21 protein-coding genes are annotated in these 18,552 nt (G+C 38.6%); 13 read left to right on the top strand and 8 right to left on the bottom strand.

The features are described 5' to 3' along the window. Positions 1–177: 177 nt before the first annotated feature. Both K8S13_RS25755 and K8S13_RS16845 read right to left on the bottom strand, forming a co-directional pair. Positions 178–348, bottom strand: a complete 171-nt coding sequence (locus K8S13_RS25755; RefSeq protein ID WP_367172692.1) for a transposase zinc-binding domain-containing protein — start codon at positions 346–348, stop codon at positions 178–180. 532 nt (positions 349–880) lie between these two features. Beyond that, positions 881–1,708, bottom strand: a complete 828-nt coding sequence (locus tag K8S13_RS16845) for a hypothetical protein (protein ID WP_291464298.1) — start codon at positions 1,706–1,708, stop codon at positions 881–883. Between the two features lie 244 nt (positions 1,709–1,952). Between K8S13_RS16845 and K8S13_RS16840 the strand changes: the two genes are divergently transcribed. The 13 genes from K8S13_RS16840 to K8S13_RS16780 all read left to right on the top strand — a co-directional run bounded on the left by K8S13_RS16840 (position 1,953) and on the right by K8S13_RS16780 (position 13,466). Continuing rightward, a complete protein-coding gene (locus K8S13_RS16840; RefSeq protein ID WP_291464297.1) occupies positions 1,953–2,603 on the top strand; it encodes a phage integrase N-terminal SAM-like domain-containing protein in 651 nt (216 codons plus the stop codon). 29 nt (positions 2,604–2,632) lie between these two features. Beyond that, positions 2,633–3,283 carry a metallophosphoesterase gene (locus tag K8S13_RS16835; RefSeq protein WP_291464295.1) on the top strand — a complete coding sequence of 217 codons (651 nt, stop codon included), beginning with the start codon at positions 2,633–2,635 and terminating at the stop codon, positions 3,281–3,283. A 19-nt stretch (positions 3,284–3,302) separates the two neighbouring features. Beyond that, on the top strand, positions 3,303–3,494 hold the full coding sequence (locus tag K8S13_RS16830; RefSeq protein WP_291464293.1) for a CooT family nickel-binding protein: 192 nt from the start codon (positions 3,303–3,305) through the stop codon (positions 3,492–3,494). A 396-nt stretch (positions 3,495–3,890) separates the two neighbouring features. Then, positions 3,891–4,457: a DUF4388 domain-containing protein gene (locus K8S13_RS16825; RefSeq protein WP_291464291.1), complete on the top strand. Its 567-nt coding sequence runs from the start codon at positions 3,891–3,893 to the stop codon at positions 4,455–4,457. A gap of 93 nt (positions 4,458–4,550) precedes the next feature. Then, entirely contained in the window at positions 4,551–4,913 is a 363-nt protein-coding gene (locus tag K8S13_RS16820; RefSeq protein WP_291464289.1) for a hypothetical protein, read from the top strand. A gap of 12 nt (positions 4,914–4,925) precedes the next feature. Then, positions 4,926–5,372: a hypothetical protein gene (locus tag K8S13_RS16815; protein WP_291464287.1), complete on the top strand. Its 447-nt coding sequence runs from the start codon at positions 4,926–4,928 to the stop codon at positions 5,370–5,372. Between the two features lie 96 nt (positions 5,373–5,468). After that, complete coding sequence (locus K8S13_RS16810) at positions 5,469–6,560, top strand: zinc-ribbon domain-containing protein (RefSeq protein WP_291464285.1); 1,092 nt, start codon at positions 5,469–5,471, stop codon at positions 6,558–6,560. Beyond that, positions 6,560–7,138, top strand: a complete 579-nt coding sequence (locus tag K8S13_RS16805) for a M23 family metallopeptidase (RefSeq protein ID WP_291464283.1) — start codon at positions 6,560–6,562, stop codon at positions 7,136–7,138. The genes K8S13_RS16810 and K8S13_RS16805 overlap by 1 nt, the downstream gene beginning before the upstream one ends. 141 nt (positions 7,139–7,279) lie before the next feature. Next, positions 7,280–7,756 carry a LapA family protein gene (locus K8S13_RS16800; protein WP_291464281.1) on the top strand — a complete coding sequence of 159 codons (477 nt, stop codon included), beginning with the start codon at positions 7,280–7,282 and terminating at the stop codon, positions 7,754–7,756. Between the two features lie 23 nt (positions 7,757–7,779). After that, on the top strand, positions 7,780–10,440 hold the full coding sequence (gene mutS, locus K8S13_RS16795) for a DNA mismatch repair protein MutS (protein WP_291464280.1): 2,661 nt from the start codon (positions 7,780–7,782) through the stop codon (positions 10,438–10,440). A 3-nt stretch (positions 10,441–10,443) separates the two neighbouring features. Further along, positions 10,444–12,204 (top strand): N-acetylmuramoyl-L-alanine amidase, encoded by a 1,761-nt coding sequence (locus K8S13_RS16790; RefSeq protein ID WP_291464279.1) that lies wholly within the window; start codon positions 10,444–10,446, stop codon positions 12,202–12,204. Between the two features lie 22 nt (positions 12,205–12,226). Further along, positions 12,227–13,015: an enoyl-CoA hydratase-related protein gene (locus tag K8S13_RS16785; protein ID WP_291464277.1), complete on the top strand. Its 789-nt coding sequence runs from the start codon at positions 12,227–12,229 to the stop codon at positions 13,013–13,015. A 19-nt stretch (positions 13,016–13,034) separates the two neighbouring features. Then, a complete protein-coding gene (locus K8S13_RS16780; protein ID WP_291464275.1) occupies positions 13,035–13,466 on the top strand; it encodes an ACT domain-containing protein in 432 nt (143 codons plus the stop codon). An 81-nt stretch (positions 13,467–13,547) separates the two neighbouring features. Here the strand turns inward: K8S13_RS16780 and K8S13_RS16775 are convergent, their stop codons facing one another. The 6 genes from K8S13_RS16775 to atpB all read right to left on the bottom strand — a co-directional run. Beyond that, positions 13,548–15,590, bottom strand: coding sequence for an ATP-binding protein (locus tag K8S13_RS16775; protein WP_291464273.1), 2,043 nt, complete (start codon positions 15,588–15,590; stop codon positions 13,548–13,550). A 51-nt stretch (positions 15,591–15,641) separates the two neighbouring features. After that, positions 15,642–16,583: an AAA family ATPase gene (locus K8S13_RS16770; RefSeq protein ID WP_291464271.1), complete on the bottom strand. Its 942-nt coding sequence runs from the start codon at positions 16,581–16,583 to the stop codon at positions 15,642–15,644. Further along, complete coding sequence (locus K8S13_RS16765; RefSeq protein ID WP_291464269.1) at positions 16,583–16,885, bottom strand: hypothetical protein; 303 nt, start codon at positions 16,883–16,885, stop codon at positions 16,583–16,585. Before K8S13_RS16765 ends, K8S13_RS16770 begins: the two co-directional genes overlap by 1 nt. Beyond that, positions 16,878–17,291 (bottom strand): hypothetical protein, encoded by a 414-nt coding sequence (locus K8S13_RS16760; protein ID WP_291464267.1) that lies wholly within the window; start codon positions 17,289–17,291, stop codon positions 16,878–16,880. Before K8S13_RS16760 ends, K8S13_RS16765 begins: the two co-directional genes overlap by 8 nt. 210 nt (positions 17,292–17,501) lie before the next feature. Then, positions 17,502–17,771, bottom strand: a complete 270-nt coding sequence (atpE, locus tag K8S13_RS16755; RefSeq protein ID WP_022664077.1) for an ATP synthase F0 subunit C — start codon at positions 17,769–17,771, stop codon at positions 17,502–17,504. A gap of 75 nt (positions 17,772–17,846) precedes the next feature. Continuing rightward, the coding region (atpB, locus tag K8S13_RS16750) for a F0F1 ATP synthase subunit A (RefSeq protein WP_367172690.1) at positions 17,847–18,552 on the bottom strand (706 nt) is incomplete at its 5' end.

Genomic DNA, 18,552 nt, shown 5'->3' with positions numbered 1-18,552 from the left:
TATAATCTGGTGTCCTTGTTTGCATGCTATTTCTATGTATCCTGGTTTAAAATTGTGAAAAAAATTGTTGTAGTTTCCTCAACAAACCGCACCTATCCCGGTAATTTATGTTCAATATCTGTTATCTGTAATCCTATCAAAAGTAAACCCTTCCATGAAGAATCAGCCACTTGTGGTTCATGTTCCATAACAGGATCGGGTAATCCACCTGCGTCTTGCAATGTTGTTGCATCCGGGGCAGTGTCGGTTCCTGCACGAATTATACCCTTTCTCCATGTGGCCGCAGGCATCACAGATTGTCCAGTAGGTTCCGAATTCACCGCACCGGCAGTGTTCAATGTCATACATGACCTTGTATTGCCGGGGATGCAGCCGGTATTTTATTCCCTGAAGATGTCCCCAATATCAGGGCTTGATTCCGGCTTGTCTGGAAGTTATGAATGACTGTCTTGAGTTTTATTCATATTTAATAATGGACGATTCTGTCTTACTGCTTGTTATTGCAATTGCCTAGGAGATAAGGGGGGAGCAAGGCCATTGCAAGATTTATGACAGGCGTGGCATTTGCGCTTTTTGCAAATGACATGACTCGCGTAAATCTTGCGGCATTGCTCCCCCGTTCTCCGGTCAAATAACCTAATACCTGCGGGGAACCTAAATTTTAAAAACTTTCAAGCTTGCATTTGAAATTACTTGTCTGCCGATAGGTTTAATGTAACGATCAAGCTAACCAGCGGCAGATATATTTCTAAGATTTTATGGTAAGCTCAAAAAGCGGTTAACTGCGAATTTATAAAAAATGCCCCGGTTTTAGCCGTCTGAGTTAAACGCCTGGTTCGGAGTCATTTGATGACATTGTAATTCTGTCGCTTCAATCCGCTCATAAAACAACTCCATTCTCCTCAAAATGTTTCATTAATCCATATATCCTTTCAATATAAACGACAATATGACCAAGATTGGCAACCACTATGTCTTGGTTTGGTTCAGGTACAATATTCGGATGGCCTACCTGATTTCTGGTAATTCGGCAGAATTGAAAGGTATTCCCAATTATTATATTTAGATCTTGGGATAAAATTGGATCCGTTGGTTTATTTTTACAACCTGAATATGACTTTATGAATTCGTCATATTTAATAGAAATCATCCGATTATTAACTCTATTTCTAAATTTTTCTTGATTCCTTACGTTTTGAATATTTTCAGCAAATTTTTCAATAAGAAGCAATATGGCTTTTTCGGATGCGGCTCCTATCATAAAAGTTGCAGCGAGTAGAGAATTCGCATAATAGATACATTTGCTCGCCTCAGTGATAAAATCAATGATTACTGGATCACATTCTGGAACTTTTTCTAAAAGAATAGTTTTAAATCTATTGACATCAATTACGGATGGCTCTCCACTATCAGTTCTTGTGCTTTCCACAATTTCAAGTTCGTTTATGCAAACTTTAAATAATTGAATTACTCTTTCTTTAAGTTCATTATATTCGTCTTGCCTGTATAGATCAGAGGCTATACTGTCAAGCATATATTCTACATCAAGGTTTTCAATTATTTTTTTTAATTGATTTAAGCTTTCATGGCTATCACCAAACAATTTTGATAATAGCATAATGGTATGGTCCATCCATTCTTGAAAATTACCTTCAAAGAAGGATAAGCTATCGATTCTTTCCTGTATTATTTCTATTGCTCTTTTCATTTCAATTCTCAAAGCTCACTATGTTATTATGACACTCTGAACAGTGTTAATAAGTGGATATTTTCCATGCTATTGACTGTAATAGATTTCAAGATTTTCCACCTATCACTAATAATTAAGTTTAAAACATGGAAATCTTTTCCATTTGTGACCTTTTAAGTTCCAATTTTCCACTTATCATGGTATAATCGCTTCTAATATGGAAAGTCAACCAAAATTTTATCCCGACCCAAAGTTAAAATTAATGGACCAGATCCGCGAGGTTCTGCGGTACCATCATTACGCTTACCGCACTGAACAAACCTATTGTCAATGGATATTGCGTTATATCCGTTTCTTCGACGGTAAAACCCATCCCCGGGATCTCAGTTCCCATCATATCGAGCGTTTTTTGTCAGATCTGGCAGTCAAACGAAAGGTGTCAGCATCCACCCAGCGCCAGGCTCTCAACGCCCTTGTCTTTCTTTATCGTGAGGTGCTCGATATCCCTTTGGACAGAAAGATTCAACCCATTCGTTCAAAAAAAAACCCCAAACTGCCCACTGTACTCGGTAAAGAGGAAATCAAGAAGTTTTTCCAGTATATTGAGAGGACCCACGCATTGATGGCAAAGCTCCTGTATGGTTCCGGCTTGCGACTAATGGAGTGTGTGCGGCTGAGAATCAAGGACGTAGATTTTGACCGTAAAAGGATACATGTGCTGGGTAAGGGGGAAAAATGGCGAAGCACCATCCTGGCCGAGCCGATAATTCTTGAACTGAAAAGGCATATAAAACAGGTAAAGGTATTGCATCACCTGGATCTTGAAGAGGGTTTCGGGGAGGTGTACATGCCAGGTGCCTTAGCCGGAAAGTATAATAATGCTGCCATGGAAACCCGGTGGCAATATGTTTAAAGTTAAAAATTGATTAATATGGAATAAAGATGCGGATCTATGCTGTAGCCGACATTCACGGCAAGACTGAGAAGATAGAAAGAATAAAGGCTGTTATCTCGCTGGAAGCTCCTGATATTCTTGTGCTTGCCGGGGATATCACAAACTTTATTTCCCCGTTGAAAACTTTTGAACAGCTAAAGGATATTGATATCCCCATTTTTGGTATCCGGGGAAACTCGGATCTGAAACGTGTTGAACGGCTTTTGGTGGGACAGAAAAACACAAGTCTTTTGAACCATATACCTGTGACATATCCGGATGGCCGGTTTCTTGGCCTTAACGGCACCATACCTTTGCCATTTCTTTCAAAAATATGTTTCAAGGAGACTCAACGCCTTGATAGCCTTAAACATAGCATCACCCCGGAGACAATCCTGGTTGTCCATCCGCCACCCAGGGGTATTTGTGATAAAGTGGGAAACAGGTTCAGTGCCGGAAGTTTCCACTTAAAAACATTGATTGAAAACCACCCGCCATTAATGGTGTTATGCGGCCATATCCATGAACAGGCAGGATATCAATTTTTTAAAAACATTCTGGTTGTCAATTGTGCAATGAATAAAAAATTTGGCGGTGCGATCATTGATTGCAGTAAAGGGTTGCCTTTAAAGATAAAAATGGTAATAAATGACAGATAAACTAATAAAGGAAAAAAAAATGTGTGAATCCAATGTATATTTAAGAAAAGATGATGATGAAAAACTAATCATGGAAAATGTGGCAGCCATAACACCAGTTGCAGAAAATACATTTCTTTTAAAAGGCCTATTGGGAGAAAGTATGGAAGTCAAGGCCATTATTGAAGACATCAATCTTATGGGACATAAAATCATCTTAAAAGCCCTGTAATGAATGTGTTTTTCGATTGTCAGTAAAAAGACAAGCGCCATATTCTTATATAAAGGCTGTGTGAAATTTTCGTACAGCCTGTTCTTTTTTTGTCAAATATCAAACAATAATTGTCCCAATTTAGAGAAAGCAATAGCTTCCATACCAAGAAAATGAGGCCTTTTCCCTATAAATCCATCGTTCCTGTTATGGCATAAGATTTGCTTCAAAACTCCTTATAATTAAACAGGTTAATAGGTTTTAGAATTAATAAAACCATAAACTGAATCATTCAAACCTATATGGAGAATATTCTGAACAGACAATTACTTAAAATCAAAATAAAAAATAGAAGAAAATTAAAAGATTCTTCATCATCTCAAGGGGATTATAAGACAATAGAGGTTTGATAAAATCATGTTTGCCGGAACGCTTAAAACCTTTTCAATCACCAGTCTGATACAGGTCTGCTATAATGACAGCAGCAGCGGCACTATTGCATTCAGTAGGGAAAAAGCGGTGGTCGGTAAAATCGGATTTGAAAACGGCAGTATTGTTTATGCAGATTTTTTAGGAACCAAAGGCATTGATGCTGTAAGGCAGCTGGCGTTACTGGAAAAGCTGGACTTTAAATTCGATGAAAGAATTATTTTGCCTGAAAAAAATATCAATGTGGATATCAATTTTCTTTTGATCGATTGTTCTAAATGCAAAGATGAGGCCAGAGAATACATCGATAAAATAGGGGCTATGTTTTCTATTAAATACAATACCGATCATGTAATTATTTATGAATATCGGCATTCTTTTTTTTCATGTCCTGAAATTTTCAATATTAAATATTTTGAAGCCTTTGACGGCAGGAATTTTATGGTCGTATATTTGGACAAAAATATACATGCGCGGATAGAACTGTTGTTCGAAAAAAAAATACTTACAAATGATCTATTAATGTTTATGAAAAGTAAGGATATTCTCCAATGATTCCCAGGTTTGATACTTATTATACTAATTTTCATTCACGCTTCCTTAATATCATGACTGGAAAAAACGAACATTCAAATATATTGGCAGATTATGAAATCAAAGACTAACCGATCACCGGCATTTAATTTTGTGGAAGCAAATCATTTTATAAAAAGCGTTATTATCCACAACAATAACAAAACCACCTATTTCCCGAATATTAAAAAGGAAAAAAAACTATACTTTGATAAAATCATTGCTCAACACAAAAAGAGTGCTCCAGGCTCTCACCTGCTATTGTACACCCAAGAAGAATATATTTATCTTTATAAAAATAGAGAAACAATTTACATCTGTGAATGCACCAATAATATCAGTGTGTCTCAGGTAAAAATGGAATTTGATATTTTTATTGAAGACTCGAATAAACAGGGCAAATTCCCCAAATTTCTTACATCATTTTTTGACCGTTAAGGAGGGATACATATGACCAAGCAATCAATAAAGCTATTGCCGGTGAAGGAATCAATAACACTGACACCTTCGGAGTGGTCTGTTATTGCCATGTTTAATAAATATCCTGACCTGGACGAACTCAAATCAAAATTTAATGTAAATGCGGGTCAGCTTAATGCTGTTCTGGAAAAACTACAGGCTAAAAAAGCTATTAAGATAATCCAAATCCAGTCACCGCCTTCTGTTGAAATACCCTCCTTTTTCTGGGGAAAACTTGAAAAAGAACTTTCCAAATGCATCGGCCCGATTGCTCCACTGGTTTTAGACGACAAGATAGAAGAACTTAACAGATCCAGAGATAATTTCCCTCATAAAATGCTGTACAGCCTTGTGGAAAAGGTGGCAACAGAAATTGACTCCCCAGCGGGGAAACAACAATTTCAAAAGATAATGCTGGGACTCATAAAACAATACTAAGGGAAGAAACAGGGCAGCCGTCTGATGAATTTGCAATGCGTATAGATGGAATGGGGACAATCCCCCTTGGTGATTCACTACTAAAGGAGATATAGTATGAATATAACATGTAACAAATGTGGTGCCACTTATAAAATTGATCCAAACAAAATAATCGCTCCAAGAGTCAGATTTAAATGCAAAACATGTGGTAATCATATAAGCATCCATAAGGACCAAATTATCTCAGATGCATCTTCTCAGGCATTCACCTTACAACCGGAAGTCAGCCATGAACCTGCTGATGCAGCTGAAACTAAAATCAAGGGATTCGGTATCCGGTTTAAATTATTTTTCTTTTTGATTATCCTGATTGGCATTTTTGGCCTGCAGGCTTATTATCTGATTTTGCAACTGAATAAAACAGCAGACCGATTTGGAAAACAGGGAACCCAAATTATCAAAGAAATGGCAGAAAATGATATCATGAAAACTGCCCGGTCTGTTGCAAAGCAGGTAAAACTGTATATAGAAGCACATCCGGAGCTTACAAAAGAACAGTTTATGACTGATCAGCAGTTCCAGCAGATTGCCGTTCAAAAAGTTGGAAAAAAGGGATATACTGCCTTATATGGAAAAGAATCCGATGGAAAATGGCGAACCAGGGCCCATATCAGACCCAACATCTGTGCTCCGGCATTGGATGATATGGCCAAGCTTAAGAAACCCTTAGGAGTAAATTTTCCTGAATTCTGGAACATTTTAACGGCGGTAAAAAGTGAACAACCGTCAAAGGGATACTATAAATGGCAGGAAAAAGACAAATCTTTCAAGAACAAATATATGGCCTGCGTTAATGTCACGGGAACCCGGTTTAACATTGCCAGCACAACCTATATGGATGACTTTACCGAACCTATGCAACGCCTGGAAAGGGAGAGCAGGGCAATTGCAAAAGCTGAAACTATTAAAAGTGCCATTCTGAGTTCTGTTATTATACTTATTATTGCCATTATTGTATTTATTTTTGGCGGTAGATTGACAGCTAATATTAAATACCTGTCCGAAATGACAGACCGGATCAGCCTTGGAGATCTAGATGCCTTGATTGAAATTCGATCAAAAGATGAGCTGGCAGTGTTAGCGGAATCCATATCAAGGCTCCAGCAGAGTGTAAAGCTATTCATGCAAAGGCTATACAAAAAATAATGAGTAAATTTTCAGACTATCTTCAGGCTATTTCCCAGGTTAATGGTCTGGTCAACGGTCAGGCCAATGGCCTTGGAAATAACCGAAAAGTTCAATGGCTGTTCCATTGTGGAATGCTGTTTTCAAGTAAGGATAAATGGTGGGGGGATTTCAAATTTCGACATTGTCCCCATGAAGGAATAGACATTACTTATTACAGAACGAATCCGGATGAAATACATAGCTTTGATGATTCCATTAAGGTTCCGGCCATGGACGACGGCATTATTTTAAATATCTGTGATGATTTTCTGGGTCAGACCCTTGTGGTGGAACATGAGAATTCAATAGTTTTCAATAGGCGAATTATTTTTGCATATGCCCATATCATCCCTGAAAAGAATTTAAAAGTGGGCCATATCATCAAAAAAAAGGATGTCATTGCAAGGGTGTGTGATACTAATAGAAATCCACAATTGCCGCCCCATCTTCATTTTTCCTGCTTTGAAGTCTTAAAAAAGGTGCCGCCGGAACATCTCAATTGGGACCTGTTTTCAAAAAATCTTGAAGTTAATCTGATTCATCCGGTTTCCCTTTAGGGGCAAATTTGAAATTTGTCCCTAATCATGAGTATTTTAGGCTGTTTATTATTAAAAGAACAATTGAAAAAAAAGAAAATTTAATCTATGATCACAAAAACTTAAGCGTTTACAATACAAAATGGAATATGGAGTGGATAAATGAAAAAAATTAAACTTCTTTTGTGGCTGATTATTTTAGGTTTGCTTGGGATCTTAATTTACCAGAATTTAGATTATTTTATGGCAACTAAAGCATTAAAATTTGATCTTAAGGTTGCTTCCTGGAACTGGACAATACCGGAAATTCAAAATATTGCCTACTTTGGAATTTGCTTTCTTTTGGGCCTTATTCTGGCCGGGCTCAAAGGGTTTGTGGTAAGTTTTAAATTAAGCAAAGAAATCAAGACAAAAAATGTTGCCATCACATCCCTTAAAGAACAGGTGAATACCTTAAAGACTGAACTCGAAGTGTTTCAGCATGATCCTTATATTAAAAGACAGCTGGAAGAAAAAACGATTGCCGAACAGTCTGCACCAGACCAATCTATACCGGACCAGCCTGCACCAAAAGAGTCTGTATCGGATCAGTCTGAAAACAACCATGAAAAGGATGATAAATCCGGCACTGCTGATTGATTCTGCTTAGACAAAGCTAGCACATGAACAAAAAAAAAAATACTCCCATGATGGAGCAATACCTGGCCATCAAAGAATCATATAAAGATACAATTTTGTTTTACCGAATGGGGGATTTTTATGAAATGTTCCTTGAGGATGCAAAAAAGGCAGCTTCTATTCTGGAAATCGCCTTAACCTCCAGAAATAAAAATGATGCCGCCCCAATTCCCATGTGCGGGATTCCCTTTCGGGCTGCTGACAATTATATTGCCAAACTCATTAAAAACGGATGCAAAGTTGCCGTGTGCGAGCAGATGGAAGATGCTGCGGTAACCAAGGGGTTGGTAAAAAGGCAAGTGATCCGGGTCATAACCCCGGGCATGATTTTAAATGAAGAACTACTGGATAAAACCACCAACAACTTTCTTTTAGCCCTGTCAAAAACAAGGGACGTTGCCGGCATTGCCTATCTTGATATATCAACCGGGACCTTTAAAACCACCCAGGTGCAAAGCAGACAGTCAAAAATACCCTTGGAACTGATTGATGAGGCTTTAAAGGTTGATCCCAAAGAAATCCTTTTACCGTCCAATTTTGAAAAAGACCCGATTTATAGGCATATCCGGCACGCTTTTAGCGGAAGACAAATCACCTATCTTGATAAAACTAATTTTCATGTTGAAGAGGCAAAGGAAAGGCTTTTAAGTAAATTTAAAACCAGGAGCCTTGAGGGATTCGGTGCAGAGAATCTTTTTGCATCCATTTCTGCCGCGGGCGCCATCCTCTCTTATGTTCAGGACACCCAGATGCAGGATATCAACCACATTTTTCAAATCACACCCTATGACCTGAAAAATTTTATGGTAATAGATGACAGGTCCTGCAAAAATCTTGAGATTCTTACCAATATACAAACCCTGGACAAAAAAGGAACCCTAATCCATGTGCTGGATCGGACAGTCACTGCCATGGGATCAAGACTGATCAAGACCTGGGTCAGATATCCGCTGATTGATAAAGATAAAATCTGCCAACGCCTGGATTGCATAGAAGAAATCACAAAGGCTTCCCATATTCATCAATTGATCATTAGCCACTTAAAATCAGTATATGACCTTGAACGTCTTGGCAGCAAAATTTCCATGGGCCAGGGGAATGCCAGGGATATGATCGCTCTTAAAAACTCTTTAAAAAGACTTCCCCTTCTTTTTAAGGAACTTTGTCTGTTTAAAAGCCCTTTACTCAATGGAAAAGATCTTGAAGATCAGGAAATGATTTTAAAAGAGCTGGGTTCACTTGCCGATTTGATCGAAGAAGCCATCAGGGAAAATGCGGGTCATCTGCTCAATGAAGGCGGTTTAATTAATGATGGTTATAACCCTGAACTGGACGAACTATTATTAATTTCACGGGATGGAAAATCATGGATTGCAAAAACCGAGGCCACGGAAAAAGAAAAAACCAAACTGTCTTCTCTCAAGATTAAATATAATAAAGTCTTCGGCTATTTTATCGAAGTATCCAGAGGTCAGTCAAATTCGGTTCCGGATCATTATATCAGGAAGCAGACCCTTGTGAATGCCGAAAGATTCATTACCGATGAAATGAAACAGGTTGAGTCCACCATATTGAATGCCCAGGATAAACGAAATGCTCTGGAATACAAAATTTTCTGCATAATCAGGGACAAGGTTATTTCAAAAGCAAATTTTATTCTTAAAATGGCGGATTTTATTGCGAATATTGATGTCCTTCAGGGGCTTGCCCTTGCAGCATCAGAAAATGGATATACAAAACCTGTCATCAATGAACACAATACCATTTCCATTGAAGACGGACGGCATCCTGTGGTAGAAAAACTGATCAAAGGAGAACGCTATGTTCCCAACTCCATTGAAATGGATGATGTTGAGAACCAGATCCTGTTAATCACCGGCCCCAACATGGCAGGAAAGTCAACAGTATTAAGGCAGGTTGCCCTGACCGTCTTAATGACCCAGATGGGATCATTCGTTCCTGCTCAAAAAGCATCTCTTGGCATTGTGGACAGAATATTTACACGGGTAGGCGCCCTTGACAACCTCTCATCGGGCCAGAGTACATTCATGGTGGAAATGGAAGAAACCGCCAATATCGTTAATAATGCCACACAAAAAAGTCTGATCATACTTGATGAAATCGGAAGGGGAACCAGCACTTATGATGGTATGAGCATTGCCTGGGCAGTTGCCGAACACCTTCATGATCTAAATAATAAAGGGGTTAAAACACTTTTTGCCACACACTACCATGAATTGACAAAATTAGAAGAGACAAAACCCAGAATCAAAAACTTTAATATAGCCGTCAAAGAATTCAATGATAATATTGTGTTTTTGCGACGGCTGGTTAAGGGCGGAACCAATAAAAGCTATGGTATCCAGGTTGCCAGGCTTGCCGGCATGCCGGACATTGTCATTAACAATGCAAAACATATATTATCCAACATTGACAAAAACAACTCGGATGTCCCCAAACCACTACCAAAAAGACCCAGGAAAAAGGGTAAAAAGAGAAAAGAAAAGGATGACAATCAGATGGAATTATTTAACCATAATGAACAATCCATCAAAAATATATTGGAAAAGATTGATATTTCAAGTATGACTCCCCTTGAAGCGATTAATTTGTTAAATGACTTAAAACAAAAAAGTATTAAATAGGATATGGCCAAGCTTAAGACATCCATACTGCCACTATATTTCATTGCTATTATATTTACAGGCATTTTTGTTTTGACAACAACCGGGTTTGCCGACAGTGCAAAACAAAAATACCTTATAGCAGATTCCTGCTACAAAAAGCTTCGACAGTCTTCTGCCAAACAAAAAAAGGTGACTGAATGGTTTAATTGTATCAGCAGGTATGAAATCATCTACAGGCTTCATCCTGAAAGTTCATGGGCGCCTGCAGGAATGTATAAGGCAGCCCGGCTTTATTTAACCCTTTCAAAATTATCCGGCAAAAAAACCTATAAGAATCAGGCCGCAGATCTTCTGGCAAGACTCAGGAATAAATATCCCAAAAGCGCTTACGCCGGCAGAGCCAGATCCTTACTCAAATCCATAAACATACGGCCAGATTATTATGCAAAAAAAATCAAACATATCAGCTCAAAGAAAAGACTGACAAAAAATGATGTCCTTATTAAAAAATTTATTTTAAGCCAGAAAAAAACCCGTAAAAAACCAATTAAAACCATTGAAGCAACAAATCAAAAGCCAGTTGAAATAAAACCTGCCTCATCAAAAAAGAGTCTCCCAGAGGACACCACAATTACAGATCTTAGATTCTGGTCCAATCCGGAATACACCAGAATTGTTGTTAATGCCGACAGCGAAAGGGATTATTCCCACAGACTTTTGAAAAAAGATCCCGGCATTAATAAACCCTTTCAGCGTCTCTATATTGATATAGAACAATCAAGACTGGGAAAAGGGGTTGCCGACCATACCCAGATCAATGACAACCTTTTAAATCAGGCCCGGGCAGCACAATATCTGCCCCATACAGTACGGGTTGTAGTCGATATCAAATCCTTTGAGAATTATAAGATATTTTCTTTAAAAGATCCGTTCAGAATTGTCATTGATGTCTGGGGAAAAGGGTCTAATGGAGGGCCTGTCTCTTCTTCCGGTCAAAACATTGCAGACTCCGGCAAACCCGGAAAACCGGATAAAATCTCCCGAATCACAACAGACAATTTAAAATCCTCTGATATTGCGCGGCAGTTTGCATTGGGCGTTAGAAAAATTGTCATTGATCCGGGGCATGGCGGCGTTGATCCCGGGGCTCCGGGATATTTTAAAAACGTCTGGGAAAAAGAAATTGTTCTAAAAATAGCTAAAAAACTTGCTGTGATCCTCAGAGACCGCTTAAAATGCACCGTACTCTTAACAAGGTCAAGCGATAAAAAACTGAGTCTTGAGGAAAGGACTGCCATTGCCAATACAAAGAGAGCGGATCTGTTTATATCCCTGCACTGCAATGCGGCAAAAAACAAACGTCTTCGGGGCATTGAAACCTATATTTTAAACCTTGCCACCGATGAACAGGCAATTGCCGTTGCCGCCAGAGAGAATGCAACATCGAAAAAAAATATTTCAGACCTTGAATATATCTTAAGCGATTTAATGAAACATGCAAAAATTGAAGAATCCACCCGGCTTGCCAATGTAGTACAAAATTCCTTTATAAAAGGAATGCAAAAAAAATATTCAGGGATCAACAATCTAGGCGTCAAGCAAGCACCGTTTTATGTTCTGCTGGGCGCAAGGATGCCATCCATCCTGATTGAGACTGGATTTATCAGTAACAAAACAGAATGCAAACGACTCATGAGTGATTCGTATCAGACAGCAATTTGCAACACCATCACCGATGGGGTTGAAAAATATATAAATTCAACAAATCCCAGACAATTATAACCAATACGTAAAGGAGATCATCATGTCTTTTGAAAACATTATTCTTGAAGTCGACAGTCCTATTGCAACTATTTTTTTTAACCGGCCCAAAGCTTTAAATGCACTTAACAATGCCCTTTTTGATGAATTGGACCTTGCACTGGATCAGGTAAAAAACAATACGGATATAAGGGTTCTTATCTTGACAGGTAGTGGAGGTAAAGCATTTGTTGCAGGAGCCGATATTGCCGAACTTGTAAAAATGAACCCTCTTGAAGGAAAAAGCTTTTCCCGAAAAGGGCAAAAGGTTTTTTCAAAAATTGAAGATCTTCCCATCCCAGCCATTGCCGCTGTAAACGGATTTGCCTTGGGTGGCGGGTTAGAGGCTGCCCTTGGCTGTGATTTTATCTATGCATCCGACAAAGCCCTTTTCGGCCTGCCCGAAATAACCCTGGGATTGATTCCCGGATTTGGCGGAACACAGAGACTGGCAAGGCGTATAGGCGTAAACCGCGCCAAAGAACTTATCTTTACCGGAAAGAATATTAAAGCCCAGGAGGCCTTTGAATATGGTATTGTCAACAAAATTATCGAACACGACAAGCTCATGGAAGAAGTGTTAAAAACTGCAAACCTCATTGCTTCCAGGGGAAAAGTGGCCCTGAGATCAGCAAAAGGAGTCATTCAAAACGGTCTTAATACAGATATTGAAACCGGATGCAGAATTGAAAATGACGTCTTTGGCCTTAATATGTCAAGTGAAGACGCAAAAGAAGGGACCCACGCCTTTCTTGAAAAAAGGAAACCCGTGTTCAAAGGAGAACTTTATTAGACAAAAGGAGCAAAACCTAATGTTTGTCGAACAGATATCCATATTTATTGAAAACAAGGAAGGCCGGCTTGCTGAAGTTACCGCAATCTTAAGGGATGCCAACGTTAATATCAGAGCATTATCTCTTGCTGATACAACTGATTTTGGTGTATTGCGCTTAATTGTGAATAACAGTGAAAAAGCAGAAAAAGTATTGAAAAAAGAAGGGTTTACCGTTGGGAAAACCCAGGTTATGGCCGTTGAGGTAAAAGATGAGCCCGGTGGATTGAATGGCATTTTAGATCCACTTTGTGAAAATGAAGTCAATGTGGAATACATGTATGCATTTGCCAATCCGCAATGCAAAAATGCCATCATGATTTTTCGGTTTGATGATCATGATAAAGCATTGAAAATTTTTGCACAAAAAAATATTAAAGTTATCAGCAATCAGGAAATCTGCAATTTATAAAAACAAAAGAGATTGGCACTGCCTTCCATTGACAGACATGGAAAAGGTAGTGCCCTCTTCCCTCTTTATCTTGAAAACAGATTATCCTTCGGCAACAGGCAGTTTAATAATAAAATTTGTGCCCTTGGAAGGTTTGGAATGGACGTCTATACTTCCTTTATGATTTTCAGTGATGATAAAGTAAGAAACAGCAAGACCTAATCCTGTTCCATCGCCCACAGTTTTCGTAGTAAAAAAAGGCTCAAATATCCTCTTTTTGGTATCCGATTTCATGCCCGGTCCATTATCTTTGATTTCGACTTTAACCATATTCTCTTCTCTGGATATCTTTAACTTAAAACAAGCTTCATGGATTTCTACCCGTGACATCATGGCCTGGGCACCATTGGATAGTACATTTAGAAAAACCTGCTGAATTTCACTTGCTTTACACGATATTTTTGGGATCCCAGGAGCATATTTCTTGATAATTTTTATCTTTTTAAAATCAAATTTATCTTTCAGATTGTAATCGCTTTCAGCAAGTTCCAGTGTTTTATCCAAAAGCTCGTGTGCATTTTCAGGCATAAACCCTGATGTACTTTTTCTGGAAAACGACAACATGTTCGCCACGATTGCAGCAGCTCTTTTACCGGCATCCATAACCGAATTAATCATTTTGTAAATATCTCTTTTTTCCATGTATGCCTGTATATCATCAAGATCAAGGCCAAGTTCACTTGCAACAGATACATTTGCCGGTAATTTTTTTTTTAACCTGTTTTGGATAACCTGGGCATTTTGTAAAATTCCTGCAAGGGGATTGTTGATTTCATGGGCCATACCTGCGGCAAGACTACCAATGGAAATCATTTTTTCCGACTGAATCATCATTTCTTCAAGTTTTGCTTTTTCATCTTCCCTTTTTTTAAGGCTTAATGCTTCCACAAGAGCAACTGCCAGTATTTCACATGCTTCCTGGTCATCAAAATCGTACCCGCCTTCCTTTCCGGCAAATGCAATAACCCCTTTGATCTCAGACCCCAGTTTCATGGGAACGCCCAAAAAAGAATCAATGGGGATATGGTTCTCAGGTGGTTGTATAAAATCAGGATGAGACTTAGGATCATTTAAAATAATTGTTGTATCTCCCTTAATAAAGAGCGACCTGCTACCTCTGATTTCCAGGCCCTTGAGCCGGAGAGTCTTATCCATCTCAATCATATTACAATCATGCATTGCCTGGTCGGAGATAGCCATGATTTCCATTGAATCTTTTTTATCCTTTCTAACTTCTCCGACAAAACAATATTTACTTGGAATCACTTTAAGGGCAATGGGAATAAAAACCTGTGAAATTTCCTCATAGGTTTCAGCCAGCATGGATTGTTGAAAAAAATGATTTACCGAACTGATCACTGTACTCTGTCGTAATATCTTTTTCTCATTAATTTCTTTTAAAAATATCTCCTTTTCAAGATTCCGATTGGTCATGGCAAGATCATTTATTTTGTCTTTGACTGCATCCCTCATTGCAGCGAAATTACGGGAAAGCTCCCCGACTTCTCCCACCCCGCTTTGTTCAATATTCTTGTCAAGATTTCCCGAAGCAACTTCGGAAGCTGCCCGGCTCAATTTGGTGACAGGCTGCATCAGCTTGTTCACAAGAAAAATGAGCACCACAGCCAGGAAAACAATGACGGTAAAGGCAAAAAAAAGCATCCGATTTCTGAACTTTACTATCTTTTGTTCGATCAAACTGGTTGAATAGACAACATTCATTTTACCCAATTTCAAAGACTTATAATAAATATAAAAACTTTTTTTAATGTCAATACTCTTGAAAACACCAAACTTTCTTTCAAGTTTGATATCAATATCGATATCATGCTCATGGAGTGAGATACTTTTTATATTTTCATCATCAAAAAAAGTCTCCATGTTAACTCGAAGAGTTTCTTTATCCACATTATAAAGTGGTCTTGCATTCACAAGCTTCATCATATAAGCGGATTTTTCTATTCTGGTATAAAGATTTTTAAATTCGGATTCTTTTAATTTTTCTGTAAAATAAAAACATAAAAACAAGTTTATGATACTAGAGGCAATCACAACTGCTATAATGATTCTTGTCCTAAGTCTCACAGAATAATTCCTATTTTACGAAATTACATGTAACTTTATCGGAACCAAAGGTTAAAGCAGCGCTGACTCATCCAATGTTACTTTTCTTACAAGTTCCTTGTAATCCGCAGCTGCAGTACATCCCGGGGCAAATTCAAAAACGGATTTTCCATAGGATGGCGCTTCACTGAGGCTCTCACTATACCGTATAGGGGTGCACATATATTCCGGATATAATTTCTTAAGCTGTGAATATATTGTTTCGGGCCCCTTTATCCTGGCATCCATAAAAGTGGGAACAATATATTTTAAAACAATTTCCTTTCGGTATTTTTGAATTGATCCCAGACTTTTCATAAATTCTGCCAACCCCTGCAGAGGCATCACCTCCAATGCCACCGGCACAAGGACTTCTGTGGCATAAAACAGGACATTGACGATTAGCTGATCCCATCCGGGAGCAGTATCGATAATAATAAAATCATATCTAGCGTCCAGTTCTTTCATGGCCTCGGACAAGGTCCACTCAGCACCAAAACTTTTTCGATCAATAATTCTTTTCACCCCTGCAAGCGATTTGCCACCAGAAAGAAGCCAGAGATTTTTTCTGGCTCTGACGACACACTCTTCAGGTGTAAGCTCTTTTGTCAGCAATTCCGTCAACCCGGCTCTTGGTTTTTTCCCAAGAATATAGGAAGACTGACCCTGGGTGTCTGTATCCACAAGCAATACTTTATATCCGGCAAGAGCTAACCCGGCACTTAGGTTGACCGAGGTGGTGGTTTTCCCGACACCTCCCTTGCTGAGTGTGACACAAATTTTTCTGGCATTTATTTTCGAATCTTTAAATTTTTCTTTTTCTTGATTAATGAGCTTGTCAAGCTGCACGGGAAATTTGAGGCCGCAGGATTTACATCGCGCCGCTATTTTTTTCCCCAAAGGCGCATTTTCTTTTATGGTATCTAAATTAACTTTATGTCTTTTGGCACACTTAGGACAGACGATGATAGCCACTAATCCTCCTTCTTAAGTTCCTCAAGAATAGCATTTACAGCGATGTCAGCTATTCGTTTCATGGAAATAGTTTTTTCCCCGGGAGAAACTCTAACTTTAATTTTAGCTTTGCCTTCCCAAACCTGAACAGATACATTTTCTTTTGAAGCCTGCCAGAACTTTCCATCTGGGTCTTCTGAGATTTCATTTTTTAAACCCGACTCATTTCTATAAATCAGACAATTTAACTCTTCAACCCGAGCTGCAAACTCCTCCCCATGACCGACGAGGATATTGTCCATTATATCTTTTTTCTTAATCAAAGGATATGCCCACATCTTTTAACAATTGTTCTTTCATTTTGGAAATGATTTCTGAAATCTGGTCTATCGCCCCTTTTTCCAAATCTATCCATTGAACACCACATTGCAACTTTTTGTCCTTATCAGATGTAAGGTGAACAATTTGACCGTTTAAATTTTTAATCAATACGTTAAAAATATTGAGTTCACAATTTAATAATGCCTGTTCAGTGATAAACGCTGAATCTTTTTCAAGGGCAATACCGATTCCGTCCAGACAAATATCCAAAACCTGATAGCGCTTTTTATTTATTAAAACCCAAACATTTTCCTTGTCTTCAATTGGAACACGAAATGATTTACGAACAATTTCAGATAAAGATATATTTTCCTTTGTCTTCTGAAACTCAATGGATTGATCGCTCATTAGGCCCACCTCTGAACTTTATAAAAATATAATATTTCTATCTGATTTTCCATCAGATACTCCTGTTTTTCTAAAAAATATAACAATAATGACAGGGTCAGGCAAGAAAAATCGTTGAAACATAAAAAGATAGGACTAAAAAAGGGTGTAAAAACAAAATGTCTTACACCCTTTTTATTACTAATATCTATCTAATTTATGCTGTATGGCTTAATGTCCGCCCATGGCAGCAATCGCACCCTTAAGCGCAGGATGAGCATACATGAGGATCAAAGCAACAACGAGAGCGTAGATACAAAGAGACTCTATCATTGCAAGACCGATCAGCATGTTAACCTGGATTTTACCGGCTGCTTCAGGGTTTCTTGAAATACCGCTCATGGCTCCGCTCAGGCCTAAACCCTGACCAATGCCACAACCAAAAGCGGCAATACCGATTGCAAGACCTGCTGCCCATACACTACCAACTAGAAATTCCATGTTTTACTCCTTATTATAATTTAATAGAACAATATAAAATAACGGGGCTTCTTCCAAATCCCGTAAAACTCTTAATTAATGTGCTTCTTCTATTGCACCTGCTATGTACATGGTCGACAATAAGAAGAATACAAATGCCTGGACCAGCGCAACAAACGCACCCAGGGCCATAATCGGCAAAGGTGCCAGGAACATACCGGCAAGCCCCAGAAGGATTCCAACAACAAGCTCATGGCCCATCATATTTCCAAAAAGACGAAAGGTAAGGGAGAGAACCCTTGCTGAATGACCAATAAGTTCAATGGGCAAAAACAAGGGAATCATTGCAGGTACCGGCCCTAAAAAATGTTTTATATACTTGAAACCATGGCGCTGAATACCGATGACATGGCTCCATGAAACCGCAATAAGTGCCAGGGCAAGGGTTGTATTAATATTTGCCGTTGGAGGGAAAAACCCGGGTACCAGCCCCATGAGATTTCCTAAAAGCACAAACAAAAATATGGTTAATACAATAGGATAGGACTTCCTTCCTTCATCCCCGGTAATAGTAACCATGAACTCTTCAAGCCCTGAGATCAAAGTTTCAAATACATTTTGCGCTGTTTTGGGCACCATGGAAATACTCTTTCCTGCCAGCCAGCCAAAAAATATTAAAATTACCATGCAAAGCCACATATATGTAACATGTGAATGGGCACCAGCCCATTCTCCCATTCCGAAAATTCCGAACACTGAAGTAAGAATCAAATATGGATGTTCCACCTTATACCGCCTCCTT

This window comes from Desulfobacula sp. (assembly GCF_021107415.1).
Note: the sequence above shows the minus strand (reverse complement) of the source record. Positions and strands in the feature narration are given on the sequence as shown.